Source organism: Paenarthrobacter sp. TYUT067 (genome assembly GCF_023656375.1).
In the GTDB taxonomy this organism is placed as follows: Bacteria; Actinomycetota; Actinomycetes; order Actinomycetales; family Micrococcaceae; genus Arthrobacter.
On record NZ_JAMOIT010000007.1, the window covers coordinates 46,523 to 68,142 of the forward strand.

The following is a 21,620-nucleotide window of genomic DNA, read 5'->3' on the forward strand; positions in this document are numbered from 1 at the left end:
GCTACTTCTTGAGGAGATCCTCCTTGATGGTGTTGCCTGAATCCACCACGATGAAGCAATCAACGCGGCGGTCGCCCCGATCCCAACTAGTGGTGCTCGGGTAGACGTTCTGCTGGAGCAGTACGTAGTTGTCGGCCGCCTCGTTGAGCTTCACGTCCTTGCAAACCTCGCGTCCTTTGTCCCTCAGGGCGTTGGTTCCCGGGAAGGACTCATCAGCCGCATAGCTAAAGACGGCACCCAGTTGGGCGGAGTGCTCCGTGTCGCAGGCAACGGTTCTGGCTTTTGAAGAGTTGGCATCAAAGTCTGAGAAGCAGTCGCCCACTTGGAAGTCCTTGGCCTCCGCGTCGCGGGGGAGCGGCCCGGCTGTGGGGGCTGCGCTGGGCGTAGACACGGCCGCTTCAGGGCGCGTCCCCAGCAGGTTGAGCAAAACCCAGATGACAACACCAATAAGTATGAGAACGCCCACGACGATCCCGCCGATCACCAAACGTTGGCGCTTGATGGGGTCTCCGTGAGGTTCCGGCTGCCCATCCGGGGCCGGCCATTGTTGTCCTGGGTAAGGTTGCTCGCTGGTATACGGCTGCTGGCCTGAATAGGACGGCTGTGCGTACGGCTGCTGGCCCTGGTAAGCCTGTGAGCCCGGCTGCTGGCCCTGGTAAGGCTGTGAGCCCGCGTAAATGGGTGCGGCGCCGTCTTTGCCTGAGTCTGCTTCCGTGGGTGGCAGCGCGGGGTCGGGCTGCTCTGCCGGGTTGGGCACAAAATCCGGGTCAAGCTCAGGGGCGGGATCCGGTTGAAGGCCTGACGGCGGCGCCCAAGGAGCTGCTGGCGGTTGTTGGCTTGGTGACGGCGGCGTTTGGGGCGCGGAAGGTACTCCATCCTCGCCTTGATCGCGTGGTGAACCATCGCGGGGTGAAGTGTTGTCCTGGCTCATATTCCGGGGTGTGCCTTCCTGCTGTGGAGCCGCATTGAGGCCGACTCTACCCAATTTTCGCCTCTCTTGGAGGTGCGTCGGCGTGGTTTCGACTGTAGTCGGCCCGGGCGCGGGCTCCCGGTGGCGCGCAGGCACCCTCGAAAGCATGTAATCTAGACATACGACAAATTGACCAAACATTCCGGGGCCTCACCGATAGCCAAGGTGACCACCTCCGGTCCAAGTACAAAAGGGGGTCACGCCATGGGGCGCGGCCGTCAAAAGGCAAAAGCTACCAAGCAGGCTCGGGATATTAAGTACTACTCCCCGAACACTGACTATTCGGCACTTGAGCGGGAGCTCACGGGTCCGTCCAGTCGTGTAAAGAGCCACTTCCCCGACGATCCCCCGGAGCCGGACTACTCGGCCTACGAGGATAAGTACGCGGAAGATGACGACGACGAGGTAGACACCCGTCGGATCGGATAGCTGTCGCAACCAACAGGTGCCTTTGGCGCTGAGTTGCGGACCGCCGTCGTACATTACGGTCATCGCGCATTTTTGAATGCCGTATTTCTTTTGAAAAGGGCCCTCAGGCCACGCCGATCATTGGCGTACCCTGGGGGTCCTTTTTTGCGTAGGCTGGAGTCCGAGCGCATCGAAAGGGTAATCCATGCCGGAGGTCCAGAGTTATCAGCAGGGAACGCCGTGTTGGGTGGACCTGTCCTCCACCGACATTGATGTTTCCAAGAAGTTTTACAGCGACCTCTTCGGATGGGAGCTGGACGCCATGGATGCTGGAAATGGCATGACTTATTACATGGCCAAACTCCACGGCCGCTACGTGGCCGGGATGATGCAGCACCAGCCTGATGCACCCGAGGGAATGCCCTCCTATTGGGCCAACTATCTTGCGGTGGACTCCGCCGACGAAGCCGCACGGCGGGTGGAAGCTGCGGGTGGGACCCTTCTCTTCCCGCCTGACTCGGTTCCTAACGGCAGCGGCCGTATGTTCTTCGCCACAGATCCCACCGGTGCCCAGATTGGTTTCTGGGAAGCCGGCAGCCATCCCGGGTCGGGTCTGGTCAATGAGCCGGGAGCCATGATTTGGAATGAACTGCAGACAAATGATGTCCCCAAAGCCGTAGCCTTCTACGAAGCTGTGACCGGGTGCAGCAGCGAAACCGGGCCAGCCGGTGAGCTGCAGGAGTACACCAGCCTGCTGGTGAGTGGGAGACGAATTGCCGGTGCGCTCAAGCTGCCCATTGAGGGGCTGTCCCCGTTCTGGATGACGTACTTCAACGTGGTGGATATTGACGCCACGGTGGAGCAGGCCGTTGAGCTGGGGAGCCACGTGATCGCCCCGGCCTTCGACGTAGCGGGAGTTGGACGAATGGCAGTTCTCATGGACCCTGCGGGCGCAGCGTTCAGCATCATGACAGGTTTGACGGCATGAGCTCCCGCAAGCATTACGCCAGTGGTGAGCCGTGCTGGGCCGACCTTCAGACGAGGGACGTCGCGGCAGCCAAGACCTTCTACGGGCAGGTGTTCGGCTGGACCTTCAAGGACCTGCCCACCCCGGACGGCCGCAGCTATGCGCAGGCGTTCGTCAAGGATCAGCTGGTGGCCGTCATTGCGCCGCAAAATCCGAGGCAGGAGGCCGCTGGCACGCATGGCCAGTGGAACATCTATTTATCGGCCACTGACACCGACGAGATTGCCGAGGACGCGGTCCACGCTGGTGGCAAGCTTCAGTTCGGTCCCGAGCCCGTTGCGGACACGGGAGTCCTGGCGTTCATTGAACCTCCGGGCGGTGGGACCACCGGGATCTGGCAAGCCGGAACCCACACAGGTAGTCATTTGTTCAACGAGCCAGGGGCGTTGGCGTGGGCTGAACTATTGACGCCTGAGCCGCAGGCCGCCGTCGCGTTTTTCCAGCAGCTTTTCAAGCACGAAGTCACTGAATATCCCCAGGACGACGGTGGCAGCTACAGCACGTTGATGGTCAACGGTGACGAAGTGGCCGGCGTTGTTCCTGCCGATGAGGGCGATGACGCCGGCTGGCAGATTTACTTTGGCGTAGCGGATCTGCGCGCAGCAGCTGAGGCGGCCGTGGAAGCCGGGGGAGAGCTTCTGGTGGAGCCGGAAGACAAGCCTGAGACGGGCTCCCTCGCTACCATCCGGGATCCGCAAGGCGGGGTACTGAGCCTGATTCAGGTCTAGGAAGAGCAAAAGAGCAGAAGGGGAGCGGCCGGGCACTGCCCGGCCGCTCTCTCTACAAAGCAATAACGCGCTTAGGCGTAGGCGTTCACCAAACGGACAGCGCCGCCGTCGACGCCCTTGGCGCCCTGGACGTAGTCCGGGCCGGTCTTGTCGATCGAGTCAGAGTCCGCGGAAACGGTGCCCATCACCCAGGACGGCAGGCCGCGGTCGTTGAGGCGGGCCACTGCGGTGTCTGCTGCTTCGGCCGAAACAATGGCAACCATGCCCACGCCAAGGTTCAGCGTGCGCTCCAGGTCGGCCAGCGGAACGTTGCCCAGCTCGGAGACCAACTTGAAGATGGCGGGCAGTTCCCAGGTGTTGCGGTCAACCGTGGCCACCAGGCCCTGCGGGAGGACTCGGGCCAGGTTGGCGGCCAGGCCACCGCCTGTGACGTGGCTGAAGCCGTGAACCGCGTTGGCCGAGTGCACCGGGAAGGCGCGGGCCAGGTCCAGGCAGTCGGCTGCGTAAACGCGGGTGGGCTCCAGAAGTTCCTCGCCCAAGGTGCGTCCGAGTTCGGACACCTGGCGGTCCAGGGCCCAACCGGCGTGGTTGATGACGCGGCGGACCAGGGAGTAACCGTTGGAGTGCAGGCCGGAGGAGGCCATGCCGATTACGACGTCGCCGGCGCGGACGCGGTCCGGGCCCAGCAGGGCGTCGGCCTCCACGATGCCGGTAGCGGCACCTGCCACATCATACTCGTGTTCACCCAGGAGGCCCGGGTGCTCAGCGGTTTCGCCACCCACCAGGGCGGTCCCAGCTACGGAGCAAGCAGCAGCGACACCGCGGACAATGTCAGCGATGCGCTCCGGGACAACCTTGCCGCAGGCGATGTAGTCGGTCATGTAGAGCGGCTCAGCACCCACCACAACGATGTCGTCCACCACCATGCCCACAAGGTCGAAACCGATGGTGTCGTGAATGTCCATGGCCTGGGCAATGGCCACCTTGGTGCCAACACCGTCAGTGGAGGTTGCCAGCAGCGGCTTCTTGTAGGTCAGCAGCTTTGAGACGTCGTACAGGCCAGCGAAACCGCCGACGCCGCCAATCACCGAGGTGTTGTGGGTCGCCTTGATGGCGCCCTTCATGAGTTCGACGGCGCGGTCTCCCGCTTCGACGTCGACACCCGCGGAGGCGTAGGTGATACCGGAGTTGTTCTCAGCGGCGGGTGTTGCGGAGCTCATACAGACTCTTTCTTGTCGGCGTCGGTCAAACGATCAGCGTCGGTAAGCAGGTTTTCGAATTCAGCGTCAGGTCCGGGATCGCAACCCGTGGCACCCGGCTTGTCGGCAGGGTCCTCGGTATCGTCCACGGACTCGGTCTGGGCGGCCGATTCCAGGCCACCAAGATCGGTGCGCTCCAGCAGGTTCTTGCCCAACTTGTCCGCGTGCGGCAGCTCGATGGGGTATTTGCCGGTGAAACAGGCCGTGCAGAGGCGTTCGCGCGGCTGCTGGGTAGCGCCGATCATGCCGTCCTCGGAGATGTAGGCCAGCGAGTCAGCGCCGATAGCCTGGGAGATCTCCTCAATGGTGGCGCCGTTCGCAATGAGTTCTGCGCGGGACGCGAAGTCGATGCCGTAGAAGCAAGGCCACTGAACCGGAGGGGAGGAGATCTTCACGTGCACGGCTGCCGCACCGGCTTCGCGGAGCATCCGGACAATGGCGCGCTGGGTGTTGCCGCGGACGATCGAGTCATCCACCACAACAATGCGCTTGCCACGGATCACGGATTCCAGGGCGTTGAGCTTCAGGCGGATACCCAGCTGGCGCAGCGTCTGCGAGGGCTGGATGAAGGTGCGGCCCACGTACGCGTTCTTGACGAAGCCGTGCGCGAACGGGATGCCGGACTGCTCAGCGTAACCAACAGCCGCGGGGGTACCGGACTCGGGAACTGGAATGACCAGGTCTGCCTCATGCGTGTTTTCGCGGGCCAACTGGCGGCCCATCTCAACACGGGCCTCGTACACGGAGCGGCCGGCAATGGCAGCATCCGGGCGGGCGAGGTAAACGTACTCGAAGACACAGCCGGCGGGAGTTGCCTCGGCGAAGCGCTGCGAACGGACGCCGTCCTCGTCGATGGCAATGAATTCGCCGGGCTCGATCTCACGGATGAAGCTGGCGCCAACAGTAGCCAAGCCGGCTTGCTCAGAGGCGACAACCCAGCCGCGCTCCAGGCGGCCCAGACACAGCGGGCGGATGCCGTACGTATCGCGGGCTGCGTAGAGGGTTCCTTCATCCATGAAGACGAAGCAGAAGCCACCCTTGATCTTGGGCAGCAGCTCCAGTGCGGTCTGCTCCAGGGTCTTTCCCTCTTCGCCCTCAAGGAGAGCGGTCACCAGTGCGGTGTCCGAGGTGTTGCCCTGCTTCATTTCACCAGTCAGCTGGCCGTCGTTGCGCTCCAGGATCATTTCCCGGAGTTCAGCGGTGTTGGTCAGGTTGCCGTTGTGGGCCAGGGCAACAGTGCCTGTTGCGGTAGCGCCCAGGGTGGGCTGCGCATTGGCCCAGTGGCTTGCACCGGTGGTGGAGTACCGGCAGTGGCCAACGGCCAGGTGCCCGGTCAGGGTGTTCAGGGTTGTCTCATCGAAGACCTGGGACACAAGGCCCATGTCCTTATAGACATTAATGCGCTTGCCGTCACTGGTAGCAATACCAGCCGATTCTTGTCCGCGGTGCTGCAGCGCATACAGCCCGTAATAGGTGAGTTTTGCTACTTCTTCACCGGGAGCCCAAACCCCAAAGACGCCACAAGCGTCCTGAGGGCCTTTTTCGCCGGGGAGAAGATCATGAGAAAGTTTTCCGTCGCCACGTGCCACTGGTCGATTGTCTCATGATGTAGGCGTGGTACGTTCCCCCGCGGGCTATGTGACCCCGCGAACTGGCGTGTTCCCAAGAAAATGCGGTGTGTCTCACATCCGACGAGCCTCCGAAGAGGCGGGTCAAGCGCCTGACTCAGCGGCCGTCGTCGTGCTCTGGCCCTTCATCCGGAACCGAGTCCGGAACGGGCTCAACCACGGCGCGCTGGGTGCGCTTGACGCTGATGCGGTCCAGGATCAAGGCGAGAATCGAGAACAGGATGACGCCGCCGCCCGCGCAGACGATCAGGAAGAAGCCGAACACTGTGCCGGCGTCGAAAGCGGGATCGGCCTGGCGGCCATAGGCGATAATTGCGGCCACGATCGCACCAACCACGGCCCCCAAAATCATGAAGGGTACAAACTTGGGTGCCCGGCGAACCGTGATCTCGCGTCGGGCGGAGTTGGGGGTGGTGTCCTCTGAAGCCATGCCTTCAAGCGTACCGTTCCGCGTTTGTGTACAGATAATGCCCCTAAGGAGACTCCTTAAGGGCATTATCTGTACACAAACTGCTGGAGTTAGCTGCCGCGGTACGTCGAGAACGCGAACGGGCTCAGCAGCAGGGGCACGTGGTAGTGCTCGCCGGCGTCGGAGACTGTGAAGTTCAAGTCCACTTCCGGGAAGAATGTTTCGGTGCCCAGGCCTTCGTAGTAAGCACCCGTGGCGAAGTTCAGGCGGTAGGCACCGCCCGGAATCCGTTCCGGTCCGAGCGTTTTGATGCGGCCGTCGGCGTCGGTTTCGCCCTTCGCCACCAGGGTCCAGCCGTCACCTTCGCGGACGTAGAGTACGACGGCGACACCCGCCGCCGGGCGTCCGGAACCGGTGTCGAGAATATGGGTTGTTACTTGTGAAACGCTCATGCGTTGGCTCCTTCGCTGATCAGTCCGGAGAGGCGCAGCAGTGCGATCTCCCGCAACTGGCCAGCCACGATCGTGTCTTCTTCTTCAGGGGTGTGGGTGATGCGCTCCTGCAGGGTGCTGAGGATTTCCTCGGCGCTGCGACCGGCAGCACGAATCAGGAAGACCCTGCCGAACTTCTCCTCGTACGCCCGGTTGCCCTCGGCGAGTGCGGCTGTTGTGTGATTGTCGCCGGGATCAACTCCTGCCTGCTCCGAACGCGACATGGCCGCCTCGGTGGTCTGGGCTTTGGGGCGTTCGCCGATTCGGGGGTGGTGCGCCATGGCGGACTCCACCTCGGCCGCTGTGAATGGCTCGGCGGCACGCTGGGCCTGCCCCAGCAGTTCGTCGACGCTGGCGTAGGGACGCGCGTCCACGATGGTCTCCACCCAACGGCTGATATCCAGGCAAGGGGTGAGGGTCCTGATGGCCTGGTCCCGGTCAACACTGTTGAATACTGCAAGCTCCATGCTTGTGTCATCCTCATGCAAAATGCTGGCATCCATGGTGTGGGCTATGCGGAACCCCTGCTGCTGCAGGAGGAAGCCCGTGCTTCAAGCTTCCGCATCATGGAACTGTTATTTCAGCATACGTAATTCAGTTAAGCCGAGTTGGCGGGTCGGTGTCAAGAGGCTACCGCGCTGTGACGGCGCGTTCGCGCCGTGAGGTAGAGGCGATGCGCCGTGATGACCAACGCCAGCCAAGCGATGCCAATAGCCCACGCCGCCAAGACATCCGTCAGCCAGTGGTGGCCAAGGTAAACCCGACTCAGGCCCATGGTGAAGGCGAACACCGACGCGACCAGCACGGTGATAACCCTCGCTTTGGTGGTCTTGAGCCTCAGGATGATCAAGTAGGCCACGATTCCGGCAATCACAATCGAGTTGAGCGAATGGCCGCTGGGGAATGATGCCGAGTGTTCGTAGGGTGGAATTGCGTCGGCGATGTCCGGGCGGCTGCGGCCGAAGATGGGCTTGCCCAGGAGGGTGATGACCAGAGAACCCAGCCCCGCTGCGAGCATCAGGATCACAGGAGTCCACGACCTCCGTTTGGTGGCGAGGAATATCATGATGCCCACGGCGATGAGGGGCATGCCTACCGTTCCGCCGATGTTCGTATATGCCGTGGCAGCCACGTCCAAGGCGGGGGAGCGCACGCTCTTGGCTGCTGCCAGCACGGGATCATCAAGCCCGGCGACGCCGTCCGCCTCCGTCACGGACTCATAGACCTCACCAAACACCAATGCCAGGGACAAGGCAACGGCAAGTCCAGCAACAAGGGTGATGATCAGCGCTGCGTAGGGGCCCAGTAGGGAGGTGACCTTCTCAGCGCCTCCGGCCAGTATCCGTCCAGCAGGGGATTTCCAGCGCGTCAGATCCTGGCCGGCGACGAACCGGTCCTGGCTAACCTCGCCCGTGACGCCTTGCTCGGGTGCCCCGTTGCCTTCGGTTTTTCCTTCAGTCGTCACTCTCGTCCCCTATCCGTGGCGGCCTCAGTATTGGTGAGTAACCTTAGCAGTTAGGCCTTGGAGGATTGGTTTTGGCCCTCTCCCAGAACGTTGCGAGGCCCACTCTGCGCGCTATGGGGGCGTTTTAGCGTGCAGAGCGGGCCCCGCAACGTTGGGTGGGGCAGAATGACCTCAAGCAACTGAAGGAGTTCGCACATGCCCGAGATTCTGACGTCCAGGTTCCTGTTTGGTCCCGGCCCCAGCAATTGCTACCCCGAAGCCATGGCCGCCCTGGCCTACCCCGTGCTGGGCCACCTCGATCCCGTGTTCATCGAGCGGCTGGACCGCACCTGCGAGGGCCTCCGCACCGTCTGGGGTACGGCCAACGCGCGGACGCTTCCGTTGAGCGCCACCGGTTCCGGCGGCATGGAAGCGGCCTTCGTGAACACAGTGTCCGACGGCGACGTGGCAGTGATCGCTGTCAACGGACTTTTTGGGGTGCGGATGTGCGAAGTTGCGCGACGCTGTGGAGCCACAGTGGTCCGGGTTGATCACGAATGGGGCCAGCCCGTGGATGCCGAGCGGGTACTCGCAGCGCACCCTAATCCAAAGGTGATCGCTGCCGTCCATGCCGAGACGTCGGTGGGGGTGCTCTCTGACATCGCCGCATTGGGTGCCGGCAAAGGGGATGCGCTGCTGATCACCGACGCCGTCACCTCCATCGGCGGTTTGGAGCTCCGGGCAGACGACTGGGGGATCGACGTCGGATATGCCGGCACCCAGAAATGCCTCGGTGTGCCGCCGGGCTTGTCTCCCTTCACGGTGTCTGACCTTGCTTTCGACCGTCGCATCAAGGACCCGCGCTCCTGGTACTTGGACATTGGGCTGCTCGGCGGGTACGTCGGCGCGGCCAGCGGCGCACGGACCTACCACCACACCGCGCCGGTCACCATGATCGCGGGCCTGGAAGCCGCGCTGGACCGCATCCTCGCCGAAGGGCTGGATGTTGTCCAGGCCCGGCACCGGGCGGCTGGTACTGCTTTGCAGGATGGGCTGCAGGACATGGGGCTGGAACTGTTCGCCGCCGAGGGTTCCCGGTTGCCGAGCCTCACCACCGTCAAAGTGCCCGACGGCGTCAACTCGGCCGCCGTCCGCGCTTACCTTTTAGAGAACTTCAGTATGGAAATCGGCTCGGGCGTCGGAGAGTTCGCGGACACGGTGTGGCGCATCGGCATGATGGGCCCGAACGCCAACAGCGCCTCCGTGACCCTGGTGCTCGGCGCGCTGAAAGAGGCCATCGCCAAAGCCTGATCCTCTCTCACATCCAGGGCGTTTAACCGGATCGCTCTCTCACGTTCCGGGCGTTTAATCGGATCGCTCTCTCACCCCGTCCGGCGCCGACGCTCAATCGGTGACGTTACCGGCGTCGTACGTTAAGGTCGCCGATGCGGCGGTGGTTCCTTCCGCGGGTTGGATCGACGTGACCGTCAGCAGGCCAGCACCCGGAAGGGTGACCGACTGCCCCTCGCGGAAGGCCTGCTTTCGCTGCTGTTCGGCGGTCCGGATCCAGAACTGGATGGCCGGAGCGCCGTCCGCGATGCCGATTTTGACCACTCCGACCTTGACGCCGTCGAAAGTGGGCTGCATGCCTTGCTTGACTGTTACCAGCTGTTCCACGGCCATCCTTACTTCACGTCCACGGAGTACACGGAGTCAAAGTTTTCCTTGTACTCATCCTCGGTCAGTTCCAGGGTGCCGGACTTGAGGTCGTCGTCGCCTTCCATGTAACCGCCGGAGGGTCCCCACGGGTTGGCCAAGACGATCACTTTTTCGCCGTCGTCGTTGGTTTTCACATCAACCACAACGTACGCATGGTTGGGCACGACGTCGGTTCGGTTGACTTCGTCGGACTCCCAGACCCAGTCGAAGTCGTCGTCCTTGACGTCCTCGGTGCCCACGGAAATGGCCTGGCCGTCCGAGAGTTTGTCCTCAATAGCATCAAAGTTCAGTTCGCCATCCTTGTCAGCGGACTGCCCGGTCATCAGCTCCATGGCTTCGTTGCTGAAGCCGCCGTCGATGTCGTCATAGGACCCGCCGCGGTGCTCGGCTGCCGCGCGTTCGTAGATGGAGAGCCAGTTGGGTTCGCCGTCGGCGCCGCGGACTCCGCCGTCAACCGACTTGGCCTCCACAGTGACCTCCACGGGTTCGCCGTCCTCGTAGAGGGTGACCACCCAGTGTGTGGGCGGGTCGCCCACTGGACGCATGTGTTCTTCGAGGAATTCGTCGAGTTTGCCTTCGCGCTCCAGCACCTGGGCCACCGAACCGATTCCTGCCAACAGCCAGCAGTCGCCAATCTGTCCTTGATTGATATCGCTGGGATCGCCGGCATCAGGGTCATTGCGCACATCGCCGGGCACATCGACGTCGGGTTTGTCCGGGTCCAGCGGGCCGGGGTCGCCGGGAGGGTTCGAATCTCCCCGCCCGGAGTGATCCGCACCAGAGGACCCCGAGCTGGATTTGTCCTGCTCGTCGGCGTTGCGCGTCAGTTCAGTGGCTTGATTCTGCAACTCGCTGGAGATTTTCCTCAGCATGGGACGGTGCTCGGAGTCCCAAGCGGTGCGGAACATCACGGCGTCGCGACCATCCCACGGCGCGTTGCTGATGAGGTTGCCCAGTTCCATGGACAGCGAGGTCAGCCGTTCGGACTGCCTCGACATCGTTTTGGCGAGTGCCCGCAATTGGGCAATATCAGCACCGTAGAATCCCGCCATTTATCTGTCCCCCTGAGGAATTTCGTTGGAATCGCAGTTCTCGGACTGAACCGGAACCGATATTCGCAGGTACGCCGGGCTCTTGGATTCGATGGTCACCGTGGCCCCGGAGCCATTCGTGCTGCGCGTGACCACCCAGCCGCCGGGTACTGGATCTGTGCCGTCGAAGGCAGGGAATCCGTGCTTTTCCAGGACGGGATCGGCTGCGGCGAAGACGTCCTCAAAGTTCTTGGAGGGCTCCACGATGTCTGCGCTGCTTTTCATGCTTCGCGGCGAGAGCATGCACCTGCCGTCTTGGGTGCGGCTCATCCTTGCCGGATCATCCACGGTCCAGGTGATGGCCGGCATCTTCGCTTCCAAGGCTGCAATGAGGTCAGCGGTCAGTGCGTTGTACCTGGCGGCGCTTTCGGCCACCGGGCCAGGCTCGGCAGTAACGGGCGGCGCCTCGCTGGGCACCCGTTTGGGTTCGTCGGGGGTGTTGCTGCAACCTGCAGCAACAGTCACCACCGCAAGGGCAGCGGCCAACGCCCAAGCGTTTCGGTGCATGCGGCGGTTCATTTCGTTCCCCAATGTTGTTAGTGCTCGACGGCGGATCTCACCGAATGCTGTCACGCTTAGTTGCGCTTTGGCCATGGGCAGAACAACCCGTTGCACTTCAATGTTCGGCTCAAGCGGGTGGGATGTGAGAGAGCGTGCGGTTATGACCGGTGGGATGTGAGAGAGCGTGCGGTTATGACCGGTGGGATGTGAGAGAGGGTTAGGTGTTGCGGGTGAGGATCCAGGTGTTGGTGCCATCCTGGCGTTCGAAGGTCACTGTGGTCACCAAGGCTTCGATGAGCGCCAACCCACGCCCGGACTCCGCCTCCGCATCCGGCATGGACGCCTGCATGTCATCCGCGAAGGGCTCCCGGGCGTTGTGGGCGCTGACCCGGGCAATCAGCCGGGAGGGCTGGACGCTGATGTCGACGTCGATCTCCACGGGCTTCTCCGCCACAGGCTCCGCATGCTGCACGATGTTCGCGGCGGCCTCGATCACGGCCGTAGCGAACGTCATCCGGTCCATGTCCGGCACGAAGGATGCGTCGTCCCAGAGGGCATCAAGCTCGTTGTGGATGGCTTCGATTGCTTCCTCATTGGACGGCCCGTGGAATCCCCGGCGGGCAATGACCTCAGTCATCGCCGAACGCCTCCTCGGCTGAAGGGTAGGCCGTGAGTACCCTGTCCATGTTGGTCAGTTCCAGGACCATCTTGACCTGTGGCTGAACGCCGGCGATCCGGAGGTCCCCGCCGGCTTGTCGGGCGGCTTTAAGGCAGCCGATCAGGGCGCCGAGCCCGGAGGAATCCATGAAGTCGGTCTCGGCCAGGTTCACCACAACACGGCTGGACCCACCGGCCACCACTTCGTTCACTACTTCGCGCAGCTTGGGCGCAGCAACCATGTTCAGCCGGCCCACGCTCTTCACCTCCGCGTAGGAGTCTTTGACCTCGTAGCTAAACTGCATCTGCATTCCTCTCCTCGGGGCGCTCGGGCCCAACACCTTCAGGCTCAAAACCCTTGTACAAAACTGCCTTGACCAGAACGCTCAGGACCACAAGGTCGAACGCAACCCATGCCACGTTCACCAGTGTGCCCAAGGGCTCGGACATTCCGGCAAGAAGCCGGATAAGGCCAACAACCAGCGCTATGGCAAGCAGCACCGCCACAATGATCTGGGGACGGATGAGGCTCCAACTGGGTCCACCGCTCTGGCGTGCCTTGGGGGTGACCGCGAACCCGAGGGGACGCCCGAACCAAACGTTCCGCGCCGCCGTCGTGCAGGCCTTGATCCAGGTGGGGAACAGCGCAAGGCTGTACTGCTGCCCGCGCCAGGTGGGAATGCCGTGCCCGGCCACAAGGAACAAGAGTTGGTTCACCACCATGAACGGGATGAAGCGGATGAAGAAGTCGTAGCTGAGGCTGCTCACCGGGAGGATGCCGAGCGTCAGGTAGATGATAGGCGCGGCGAAGTAGACGACGGCCGCGAATCCGCTCAGGTAGCTCCACATGGTGGAGAAGTACATCAGCCTCTGGCCCCACGTGAGCCGGCGTTGCACCAGCGGATTCTCGCGGAGCAGCACCTGCATGGTGCCCTGGGCCCAACGGAGGCGCTGGGTGAGCATGGTTTTGAGGTCCTCGGGCGCCAGACCGTTGGCCAGGATTTCGTGGTGGTACACGCTCTTCCACCCCAGGCCGTGCAGGCGCATGGCGGTGGCCATGTCCTCCGTGACGGAGATGGTGGCCAGCGGCATGATCGGCTGGGCTTCGTCGGAGCGTTCCACGGAGATGGCGTCAAGGACGGCGTGAACCGACTCGAGCGCGCCCAAGGGGGACCAGTCGCGTCCGGACATGCGGTCGACGGCGTCACTCGCCACGGTGGTCACGCCCGACTCTCCGACGTGGGCGAGTTCCATGGCGGCGATCTCTTCGAGGTCGGATTGGAGTGCGGAGAAGTCGGCGGCCACGAGGGTGCGCACAGCGTCATCCACTTGGCGGCGGACCCGGTAGGTGATTTCGCTGAGGGATGCCCCGGCTTCGAGTTCCTTCTGTGCGGATTCGGTAGCAGCCTCAACCTCGTTGAGCATCTGCTCCACCAGCGGATTCTCCGCCTCGGGTGACCGCCGGGCCTTCTTGATGGCGGTCCGGGATGCAGCGAGGGCACGCCGGATACTCTTTTCGGTGGCTTTGACGTAGCCCACCAGGCCCAGTTGCATGAGGGCCTCCCGGCGGAGGATCGCGTTGGAGCCGCAGAAGAACGCGGCGTTCCACCCGTCCTTGCCCTGCTGGATGGGTCCGTAGAACAGAGGTGCCTGGCTGCCCAGAGGGTCGTCGGCGGGGACGTTGATGAAGTATTGCGGGGTCTGGACCAGTGCCACTTTGTCGTCGTTGAAGTAGCCCAGCGTCTTGTCCAGGATGTCCGGCTCGGGGATCTGGTCGGCGTCGAGGATCAACAGGTACTCGCCCGAGGTGAGCATCAGCGCGTTGTTCAAGTTGCCCGCCTTGGCGTGCCGCGGCATGTCCGGGGTCCAATCGGCGGTTCGCGTCACGTAACCGATCCCGTTCGACTCGGCGAGTTCGCGCATCTCCGGGCGGTTGCCGTCGTCCAGGATCCAGGTGCTGTGGGGCCAGCGAATGTCCTTGGCGGCCAGGGCGGTGGTCATCACCAAGTCCAATGGCTCGTTGTAGGTGGTGATGAAAACGTCCACGGTGGCAGTCTCGGGGGCCGGAGGCGGTGGCTTGCGAAACTTGATGTTCCACACCGTCAGGCCGAACAGCATCACGTCGATCAGGCTGTATGTCTCGGCCAGCACCAGCGGGACCGCGATCCACCACGCGTCCCAGTTCAGCGAGGCCATCCAGCGCCACGCAACATAGTTGACGCCCAAAATGACTGTGAGAAGAACGATCAGCCGAGTCCAGAAACGTGTCACAAATCCCCCCTTTTGTTATCTACAGTTCTGCGTGTGGTTTTCGGCGTACGACGACGGCAGTTACATCATCTTCAGCGGTTGACGCCGGTGCCAACTCCAGCAGGGCGGCGCACACGTCGTCTGACGTAGGCCCGGTGCGCGCCACTTTCTCCACGTTCCGTTGGAACTCCTCCAGGGAATCGTGCGCGTCCAGCACGCCATCGCTGACGATCACCAAGGAATCGCCCGGCTCCAGTTGCAGCTCCGAAGCAGGCCACTGTTGGTCGTCCAGGATGCCGACAGGCGGGCCCGCGGAAACCAACCTCCGCGCCGCCCCCTCAGCAGGAACGTGCAGTGCGAGGCCGTGACCGGCGTCGATGTAGCTCATTGTCCCGCTGGCGCTGTCCAGCCGCGCGTGGAACATGGTGACGAAGGACCCCGACTGGTCCAAGTCAGAAGTGATGGTGGCGCTGGCTGAGCCAAACGCGGCGTCAATGGCCGGGGTGTCAGCTACCGAGCGCATCACTGCACGGACCGTTGCTGCGATGAGGGCGGCTCCCATTCCTTTGCCCATGGCGTCGGCGAAGGTGAGGTGCATGCCGTCGCGGGTCTGGTACCAGTCGTAGAAGTCCCCGCCCACGCTGCGCGAAGGGCGGAAGGCGCCTGCGACGTCGTAGCCCTTGAGGCGGACCGTTTCGCGCGGCAAAAGGCTCTGCTGCACCACCGCTGCGCGGGCGAGCTCGTCCGTTTGGCGCTGATCCTCGGCGGGTGCGGCAGGCGTGCGGGCCCGGCGGAACAAGGCGCGGATACGGGCCTGAAGTTCCTTGGGGCTGAACGGTTTGTTGATGTAGTCGTCGGCGCCTGTGTCCAGGCCGTTGAGCCTGTCGATCTCGTCTGCCCGGGCCGTGAGCATCAGGATGTACGCGTCCGAGAATTCGCGGAGTCGGCGGCAGACTTCCATGCCATCGATGTCCGGAAGGTTGATGTCCAGCGTCACCAATTCGGCGTTGGTTCTGCGGACAGCCTCGACGCCGGAGAGACCGTCAGGTGCTTCGGTCACCACAAAGTCGAGCTGCTCCAGTACGAGGACGAGGAGGCCGCGGATGTCAGCGTCGTCTTCAACAACGACAGCATGGCGCACGGGTGTGGGAGAGACCATGGCTCCATTAACTAATGCTGCTGGGTATTTGTCACGTTTAGTCACGACACATGAAACGCCCGCTCACAAAAGTGGGCGGGCGTTACACGTTTTGTGCAGTTATATGAGAGAGCGATTCGCTCAAGCACGCGGGATGTGAGAGAGGGTTAGACGCCCAGCTCTTCCTTGAGCGCCTGGACGTGGCCCTGGGCGGCAACCTGGTACTGGGTGAGCTTCACGGTGCCTTCGCCGTCCACCACAACGGTGGAGCGGACCAGGCCTTCGTGGATTTCGCCGTCAACCAGCTTCTCGCCCCAGGCGCCATATGCCAGGGCAACCTTGTGGTCTTCGTCGGAGAGCAGCGGGAAGGTCAGCGCAAAGTCACCCGTGAACTTGGACAATGCCTCCGGAGCGTCCGGGGAGATCCCGATAACCTCGTAGCCCTTGCCCTGCAGGCTGGCCAGGTTGTCGCGGAAGTCGCAGGCCTCGGTGGTGCAGCCGGGGGTGGCGGCCTTCGGGTAGAAGTACACAATGACGTTGCGTCCGCGGTAGTCGGACAGCGAGACCTTGGTGCCGTCGGCGTCGAGAAGCGCGAAATCAGGTGCTTGCGTTCCGACGAGGAGTTTCTGGGTCATGGCGATCCTTTACGTTTCACCGGCAAACAGCCGGCATTCATCATTCAAAAAACGGATTGTCTATAGGACAGAACAGCGAACTTAGATGCTGTATTCCGCAGGTCCGCGCACTGTGGCATAGGGGCCTGGCACGAACTGGTAGCCGCCACCACGGACGGTGGCGACGGTGTGTCGGGCGGAGCCGAGCTTCCGCCGCACCCTTCCAACATAAACGTCGATCGAGCGAAATGCCGCGCCGGGAAGGTCAAATGACTCCAGAAAACGTTGCAATTCTTCACGACTGATGGCCCGGGAGCAGTTCACCACGAGGTAGCGGAGCAGCTTGTATTCCATGCCAGTAAAGGCAACCGGCTCGCCGTCCAGCAGCACTACTTCAGCGGCGAGGTCTACCGCAAGTTGGCTGCGGCGGCTCGCCAACGTTACGGGCTCGACGGCGGTGCTGTCACCCGTTTCGGTGCGTCCCCCACTACCGGTTTCGGTGCGTCCCCCTCTTCCGGACAAATCACCCTCGCGTGCGCTGGTGAATTGTCCGTTGGAGGGTGAATTTCCGGCAGCGCGGGCGTCCGAACGGGCGTCCGCGAGGGCATCGGCGAGTGACAGCGAATCGTTGGTACCGGCGTCGGCGGCTTCCTGCGGAGTGCCGCCCCAGGAAGTGTCGCCGACGCCGGAGTGCTCTGCCCCGGTGGCGGGCCAGATGCGGACTTCCGCCTCCGGGGCAAGTTTCATGGCACGGGCCAGCACAAGGCGTGCTGCCCGCTCCCAGACTTCAGGATCGATCTCGTCGCCCTCGGCGGGGTTGACCCAGAGGGCCAGCCCGTGCGCTGTCAGGCCGGCGCGCCGCGCGGAGACGCCGCGTGCTGCGGGTCCTCGCGACGGCGGTGGCCCGTAGGCATTGACTGCCATGACGGTTGACCTAAACGTTGCCGCGGCGGAGCAGCTTGCCGCCGGGGTTCTGGCCGTCGATGGGGGTGCCGCGCAGGTAGGTCTTGCGGACGACGCCGGCCAGCGGACGGCCGTCGTACGGCGTGATCGGATTCTTGTGCTTGAGCTTAGTGACGTCCACAACAAAGGCTTCGTCCGGGGCGAAGACGGAGAAGTCGGCGTCATAGCCCAGAGCGAGCTGGCCCTTGTTGTGCAGGCGGGCCAGGGCAGCGGGCTTCTCGGCCATCCAGGAAACAACCTGTTCCAGCGGGATGCCGCGGTGACGGGCTTCGGTCCAGATGAGGGACAGGCCCAGCTGCAGCGAGGAAACGCCGCCCCAAGCGACGGCGAAGTCGCCGTTTTCCAGGTCCTTCAGGTCCAGCGTTGAGGGGGAGTGGTCCGAGACGATGCAGTCGATGGTGCCGTCCTGCAGTCCCTTCCAGAGGAGCTCGCGGTTGGAGGCTTCACGGATGGGCGGGCAGCACTTGTACGCCGTGGCCCCGTCGGGGATTTCTTCGGCCATGAGCGTCAGGTAGTGCGGGCAGGTCTCAACGGTGAGGTTGACGCCGTCGCGCTTTGCCGAAGCGATCATCGGCAGCGCGTCGGAGGAGGAGAGGTGCAGGATGTGGGCGCGGGCGCCGGTCCAGCGGGCGCGCTCGATGACCTCGGCGATTGCCTTGTTCTCGGCGCCGCGGGGGCGGGAAGCCAGGAAGGTCTCGTAGTGGTCGCCGCCGGGGTGCGGGGCGCGGTCGATCGCGTGGGAGTCCTCGGCGTGCACGATCATGAGGGAGTCGAAGGACTTGAGTTCCTTCATGTCCTCTTCCATCTCGTCAGCATCGAGGTGCGGGAACTCGTCCACGCCGGAGTGCAGGAGGAAGCACTTGAAGCCGAAGACGCCTTCGTCGTGCAGCGGGCGGAGGTGGGCCTTGTTGCCCGGGATGGCACCGCCCCAGAATCCGACGTCCACGAAAGCCTGGTCCTTGGCGACCACGCGCTTCTGCTCCAGGCCGTCCACGGTGGTGGTGGGCGGGATGCTGTTCAGCGGCATGTCGATGATGGTGGTCACGCCACCGGCAGCTGCGGCACGGGTGGCGGAGGCGAAGCCTTCCCACTCGGTGCGGCCGGGCTCGTTGACGTGGACGTGGGTGTCCACCAGGCCGGGGATGAGGGTTTCGTCGTCTGCGAGTTCGATGACCTCGTTGCCCGTCAGGCCGTTGCCCAGGGGTTCGATGGCCACGATGATGCCATCGCGGATGCCGACTTCGCGGGCTGCGATACCGGCGGTGGTCAGGATGCGCTGGCCCCGGATAACGAGGTCATAGGCGCCGATTGCTTCAGACATTGAGGTACTCCTTGTTTTCGGTCCGTTCCGCCAGGTACACGCCTATGTGCTTACCTAATTGTTCAAGCAACGGACCTGCTTCAGCGATACATTTTTGGACATCTTTTTCCAGATCGGTCAGTGCGTGGACCGTGTGGAAGCCGGCATCCGTGAGTTGTTCCCGGCTTAGGGTACTCCGCCCGCACACTGCGATCACGGGAACCCCGTTCCGCTGCGCTGCACGCGAGACGCCCATGGGGGTCTTGCCTAGCAGGCTTTGCTCGTCCAGGCTGCCTTCTCCGGTGATCACCAGATCGGCGCCCTTCAGGCGTTCTTCCAGTTCAGTGAATTCAAGCACGACGTCGATGCCCGGCCGCCGCTCTGCCTTCAGCGCCGCGATGGCAATGTAGCCAACGCCGCCTGCTGCTCCTGCGCCTTCTGCCTTGGCCGCGAATTTGGCATGTTGCCCGGTTGTGGATGCAAGGACGTCGACGAAGTGGCTCAGTGCCGCATCGAGCGAGGTGACGTCGTCCGGCGTCGCGCCCTTCTGCGGACCGAAGATGGCTGGGGCTCCGCTGGCCCCCAGAAGGGGATTGTCGACGTCGGACGCCAACACGAACTCCGTGGCCTCAACGCGGACGTCGAAGTTGGAGAAGTCGATGCTGCTCAGCTGTGCCAAGGCGGCACCGCCGCCGGGGAGCTCGTTGCCGTTCTCGTCCAGGAAGACGGCGCCGAGGCCCTGCAGGACTCCTGCGCCGGCGTCGGTGTTGGCGCTTCCGCCGACACCCAGAATGATCTTGCGGCAGCCGAGGTCCAGCGCGGCGCGGATGAGTTCGCCCGTGCCGATGCTGGTTGCTGTCTTGGCCGTTTCCGACGTGGGGCCGTCCGGGAGGAGGGCCAGGCCGGAAGCCGCCGCCATCTCGATGACAGCTTCCTGGTCCCGCACTGCGAAGTCGGCCTTCACAGGCTCGCCGAGCGGGCCGGTGACGGTGGTGGTCCGGCGGGTGAAGCCGGAGCCGATGGCGGCGTCGATGGTTCCTTCGCCGCCGTCGGCCACCGGAATGCGTGTTGCTTCAATGCCCTGGCCGAACCCCGCCTGCAGGCCTGTTGCCAGGTGCGTGGCGACGTCGGGCGCGGACAGCGAGCCCTTGAATTTGTCCGGGGCGATGACAACGCGCATTCCGGTGCCTCCTTACTGTTTTCTCTAGGCCTTGGTCAGGATCGCGGTGGGTGCGTCCGCCGCGGTCTCTGCCAGCTCTTCGAACTCGTTCACGCCATTGATCTCAACGCCCATGGAGATGTTGGTGATCTTTTCCAGGATCACTTCAACCACCACGGGAACCTTGAACTCGCCCATCAGTGCCTTGGCCTTATCGAAAGCGGCAGGCAGATCGTTCGGGTCCTCAACGCGGATGGCTTTGACGCCCAAGCCCTCGGCAACCTTGATGTGGTCCACGCCGTAGCCCGCTGCGTTCGCAGAGAGCCCAGTCGAGTTGATGTTCTCGAAGGCCAGGGAAACGTTCTGTTCCATGTTGAAGCCGCGCTGGCTCTGACGGATCAGGCCTAGGTAGCTGTTGTTCACCACAACGTGGATGTACGGCAGGTTGAACTGTGCGCCTACGGCCAGTTCCTCGATCATGAACTGGAAGTCGTAGTCACCGGACAGTGCAACAACGGTGGCGTCCGGGGTTCCACGAACAACGCCCAGAGCAGCGGGAGCGGTCCAACCCAGCGGGCCGGCCTGGCCTGCGTTGATCCACTTGCGGGCACCAAACACGTGCAGCATCTGAGCGCCGGCGATCTGCGACAGGCCAATGGTGGACACGTAGGTGGTGTCGCGGCCGAAGGCCTTGTTCATTTCCTGGTATACGCGCTGCGGCTTGATGGGCACGTTGTCGAAGTTGGTCTTGCGGTGCAGGGAGCTCTTGCGCTCCTGGCACTCGGCAACCCAACCCGAGTAGTCCGGCAGGGTCTTGGCTGCCTGGCGTTCGCGAGCCAGCTCCAACAGACCGTCCAGCGCCGCACCGGCGTCGGACGCAATGCCCAAGTCCGGGGAGAACACGCGACCGATCTGCGTCGGCTCGATGTCGATGTGCACGAACTTACGGCCGGCCGTGTAGGTGTCCAGGCCACCCGTGTGGCGGTTGGCCCAGCGGTTGCCGATGCCGATAACGAAGTCGCTCTGCAGGAACGTCTCGTTGCCGTAGCGGTGCGAGGTCTGCAGGCCGACCATGCCAGCCATCAGCTGGTGGTCGTCCGGGATGGCGCCCCAGCCCATCAGGGTGGGAATAACGGGAACGTTCAGGATCTCGGCCAGCTCAACCAGCTGGGCCGAAGCGCCGGCGTTGATGATGCCGCCACCGGCAACGATCAGCGGGTGCTGGGATGCGGTCAGCAGGTCCAGTGCCTTTTCCAGCTGCTTGCGGGAAGCCTTGGGCTTCTCGATCGGCAGGGGCTCGTAGGCGTCGATGTCGAACTCGATCTCCGCCATCTGAACGTCGATGGGCAGATCCAGCAGGACCGGGCCCGGACGACCCGAACGCATCAGCTGGAAAGCCTTCTGGAAGGCGCCCGGAACCTGGCCCGGCTCCAGGATGGTCATGGCGAACTTGGTCAACGGCTTGGCGATGGACTCGATGTCCACAGCCTGGAAGTCTTCCTTGTGCAGCTTGGCAACGGGTGCCTGGCCGGTGATGCAGAGCATGGGGATGGAATCAGCCTGGGCTGCGTACAGGCCGGTGATCATGTCCGTGCCTGCGGGGCCCGACGTGCCGATGCAGATGCCGATGTTGCCATCAGCTGCGCGGCTGTAGCCGTCGGCCATGTGGCTGGCGCCTTCAACGTGGCGGGCCAGCGTGTGGCGGATGCCGCCGTGGGCACGCATTGCTGAGTAGAAGGGGTTGATCGCTGCGCCGGGCAGACCGAAAGCTTCGGTTGCGCCTTCCTTTTCCAGGATGGCTACGGCCGCATCAACGGTGCGCATCTTTGCCATGGTGTACTCCTTGTTTTTTGCCCTTTCGGGC

General features: G+C 63.3%; 23 protein-coding genes. 4 read left to right on the forward strand and 19 right to left on the reverse strand.

Annotated features, from left to right (window positions below):
• Position 1 precedes the first annotated feature (1 nt).
• The gene (locus MOD31_RS07990; protein ID WP_250820268.1) at positions 2-931 is read right to left on the reverse strand and encodes a septum formation family protein; all 930 of its coding nucleotides are present in this window, start codon (positions 929-931) and stop codon (positions 2-4) included.
• A gap of 243 nt (positions 932-1,174) precedes the next feature.
• On the opposite strand from MOD31_RS07990, the gene MOD31_RS07995 reads away from it, so the two are divergent.
• The 3 genes from MOD31_RS07995 (at position 1,175) to MOD31_RS08005 (ending at position 3,133) form a co-directional block, all read left to right on the forward strand.
• On the forward strand, positions 1,175-1,399 hold the full coding sequence (locus MOD31_RS07995) for a DUF3073 domain-containing protein (RefSeq protein ID WP_011776148.1): 225 nt from the start codon (positions 1,175-1,177) through the stop codon (positions 1,397-1,399).
• 184 nt (positions 1,400-1,583) lie between these two features.
• Complete coding sequence (locus MOD31_RS08000) at positions 1,584-2,366, forward strand: VOC family protein (protein WP_250820269.1); 783 nt, start codon at positions 1,584-1,586, stop codon at positions 2,364-2,366.
• Positions 2,363-3,133 carry a VOC family protein gene (locus MOD31_RS08005; RefSeq protein ID WP_250820270.1) on the forward strand — a complete coding sequence of 257 codons (771 nt, stop codon included), beginning with the start codon at positions 2,363-2,365 and terminating at the stop codon, positions 3,131-3,133. The genes MOD31_RS08000 and MOD31_RS08005 overlap by 4 nt, the downstream gene beginning before the upstream one ends.
• Before the next feature lie 71 nt (positions 3,134-3,204).
• On the opposite strand, the gene purM is transcribed toward MOD31_RS08005, so the two are convergent.
• From purM to MOD31_RS08035, 6 genes are all read right to left on the reverse strand, one after another.
• Positions 3,205-4,353: a phosphoribosylformylglycinamidine cyclo-ligase gene (purM, locus tag MOD31_RS08010; protein WP_250820271.1), complete on the reverse strand. Its 1,149-nt coding sequence runs from the start codon at positions 4,351-4,353 to the stop codon at positions 3,205-3,207.
• Positions 4,350-5,981 (reverse strand): amidophosphoribosyltransferase, encoded by a 1,632-nt coding sequence (gene purF, locus MOD31_RS08015; RefSeq protein ID WP_250820272.1) that lies wholly within the window; start codon positions 5,979-5,981, stop codon positions 4,350-4,352. The genes purM and purF overlap by 4 nt, the downstream gene beginning before the upstream one ends.
• Positions 5,982-6,117: 136 nt before the next feature.
• Positions 6,118-6,450 (reverse strand): hypothetical protein, encoded by a 333-nt coding sequence (locus MOD31_RS08020; protein WP_142937893.1) that lies wholly within the window; start codon positions 6,448-6,450, stop codon positions 6,118-6,120.
• Positions 6,451-6,539: 89 nt separating this feature from the next.
• Entirely contained in the window at positions 6,540-6,881 is a 342-nt protein-coding gene (gene uraH, locus MOD31_RS08025) for a hydroxyisourate hydrolase (RefSeq protein ID WP_250820273.1), read from the reverse strand.
• Complete coding sequence (uraD, locus tag MOD31_RS08030) at positions 6,878-7,387, reverse strand: 2-oxo-4-hydroxy-4-carboxy-5-ureidoimidazoline decarboxylase (RefSeq protein WP_250820274.1); 510 nt, start codon at positions 7,385-7,387, stop codon at positions 6,878-6,880. Before uraD ends, uraH begins: the two co-directional genes overlap by 4 nt.
• A gap of 155 nt (positions 7,388-7,542) precedes the next feature.
• The gene (locus MOD31_RS08035) at positions 7,543-8,385 is read right to left on the reverse strand and encodes a phosphatase PAP2 family protein (protein ID WP_223940971.1); all 843 of its coding nucleotides are present in this window, start codon (positions 8,383-8,385) and stop codon (positions 7,543-7,545) included.
• 195 nt (positions 8,386-8,580) lie between these two features.
• Between MOD31_RS08035 and MOD31_RS08040 the strand changes: the two genes are divergently transcribed.
• The gene (locus MOD31_RS08040) at positions 8,581-9,675 is read left to right on the forward strand and encodes an alanine--glyoxylate aminotransferase family protein (RefSeq protein WP_250820275.1); all 1,095 of its coding nucleotides are present in this window, start codon (positions 8,581-8,583) and stop codon (positions 9,673-9,675) included.
• Positions 9,676-9,768: 93 nt separating this feature from the next.
• Here the strand turns inward: MOD31_RS08040 and MOD31_RS08045 are convergent, their stop codons facing one another.
• From MOD31_RS08045 to gcl, 12 genes are all read right to left on the reverse strand, one after another.
• The gene (locus MOD31_RS08045; protein ID WP_250820276.1) at positions 9,769-10,041 is read right to left on the reverse strand and encodes a hypothetical protein; all 273 of its coding nucleotides are present in this window, start codon (positions 10,039-10,041) and stop codon (positions 9,769-9,771) included.
• An 8-nt stretch (positions 10,042-10,049) separates the two neighbouring features.
• Entirely contained in the window at positions 10,050-11,135 is a 1,086-nt protein-coding gene (locus MOD31_RS08050; protein ID WP_250820277.1) for a C2 family cysteine protease, read from the reverse strand.
• Positions 11,136-11,681, reverse strand: a complete 546-nt coding sequence (locus MOD31_RS08055; RefSeq protein ID WP_250820278.1) for a hypothetical protein — start codon at positions 11,679-11,681, stop codon at positions 11,136-11,138. It lies immediately after the preceding gene.
• Positions 11,682-11,892: 211 nt separating this feature from the next.
• On the reverse strand, positions 11,893-12,312 hold the full coding sequence (locus MOD31_RS08060) for an ATP-binding protein (RefSeq protein ID WP_142937900.1): 420 nt from the start codon (positions 12,310-12,312) through the stop codon (positions 11,893-11,895).
• The gene (locus tag MOD31_RS08065; RefSeq protein ID WP_142938005.1) at positions 12,305-12,637 is read right to left on the reverse strand and encodes an STAS domain-containing protein; all 333 of its coding nucleotides are present in this window, start codon (positions 12,635-12,637) and stop codon (positions 12,305-12,307) included. Before MOD31_RS08065 ends, MOD31_RS08060 begins: the two co-directional genes overlap by 8 nt.
• Complete coding sequence (locus MOD31_RS08070; RefSeq protein ID WP_142937901.1) at positions 12,627-14,603, reverse strand: glycosyltransferase family 2 protein; 1,977 nt, start codon at positions 14,601-14,603, stop codon at positions 12,627-12,629. The genes MOD31_RS08065 and MOD31_RS08070 overlap by 11 nt, the downstream gene beginning before the upstream one ends.
• A 19-nt stretch (positions 14,604-14,622) precedes the next feature.
• Positions 14,623-15,741: a PP2C family protein-serine/threonine phosphatase gene (locus MOD31_RS08075; RefSeq protein WP_250820279.1), complete on the reverse strand. Its 1,119-nt coding sequence runs from the start codon at positions 15,739-15,741 to the stop codon at positions 14,623-14,625.
• A 146-nt stretch (positions 15,742-15,887) separates the two neighbouring features.
• A complete protein-coding gene (gene bcp, locus MOD31_RS08080; RefSeq protein WP_142937903.1) occupies positions 15,888-16,355 on the reverse strand; it encodes a thioredoxin-dependent thiol peroxidase in 468 nt (155 codons plus the stop codon).
• 81 nt (positions 16,356-16,436) lie between these two features.
• Positions 16,437-17,258, reverse strand: a complete 822-nt coding sequence (locus MOD31_RS08085) for a winged helix-turn-helix domain-containing protein (RefSeq protein ID WP_250820280.1) — start codon at positions 17,256-17,258, stop codon at positions 16,437-16,439.
• Between the two features lie 10 nt (positions 17,259-17,268).
• Entirely contained in the window at positions 17,269-18,618 is a 1,350-nt protein-coding gene (allB, locus tag MOD31_RS08090) for an allantoinase AllB (protein WP_250820281.1), read from the reverse strand.
• Positions 18,611-19,777 carry a glycerate kinase gene (locus MOD31_RS08095; RefSeq protein WP_250820282.1) on the reverse strand — a complete coding sequence of 389 codons (1,167 nt, stop codon included), beginning with the start codon at positions 19,775-19,777 and terminating at the stop codon, positions 18,611-18,613. The genes allB and MOD31_RS08095 overlap by 8 nt, the downstream gene beginning before the upstream one ends.
• Before the next feature lie 24 nt (positions 19,778-19,801).
• The gene (gene gcl / locus MOD31_RS08100) at positions 19,802-21,589 is read right to left on the reverse strand and encodes a glyoxylate carboligase (RefSeq protein ID WP_250820283.1); all 1,788 of its coding nucleotides are present in this window, start codon (positions 21,587-21,589) and stop codon (positions 19,802-19,804) included.
• Between the last annotated feature and the right edge of the window lie 31 nt (positions 21,590-21,620).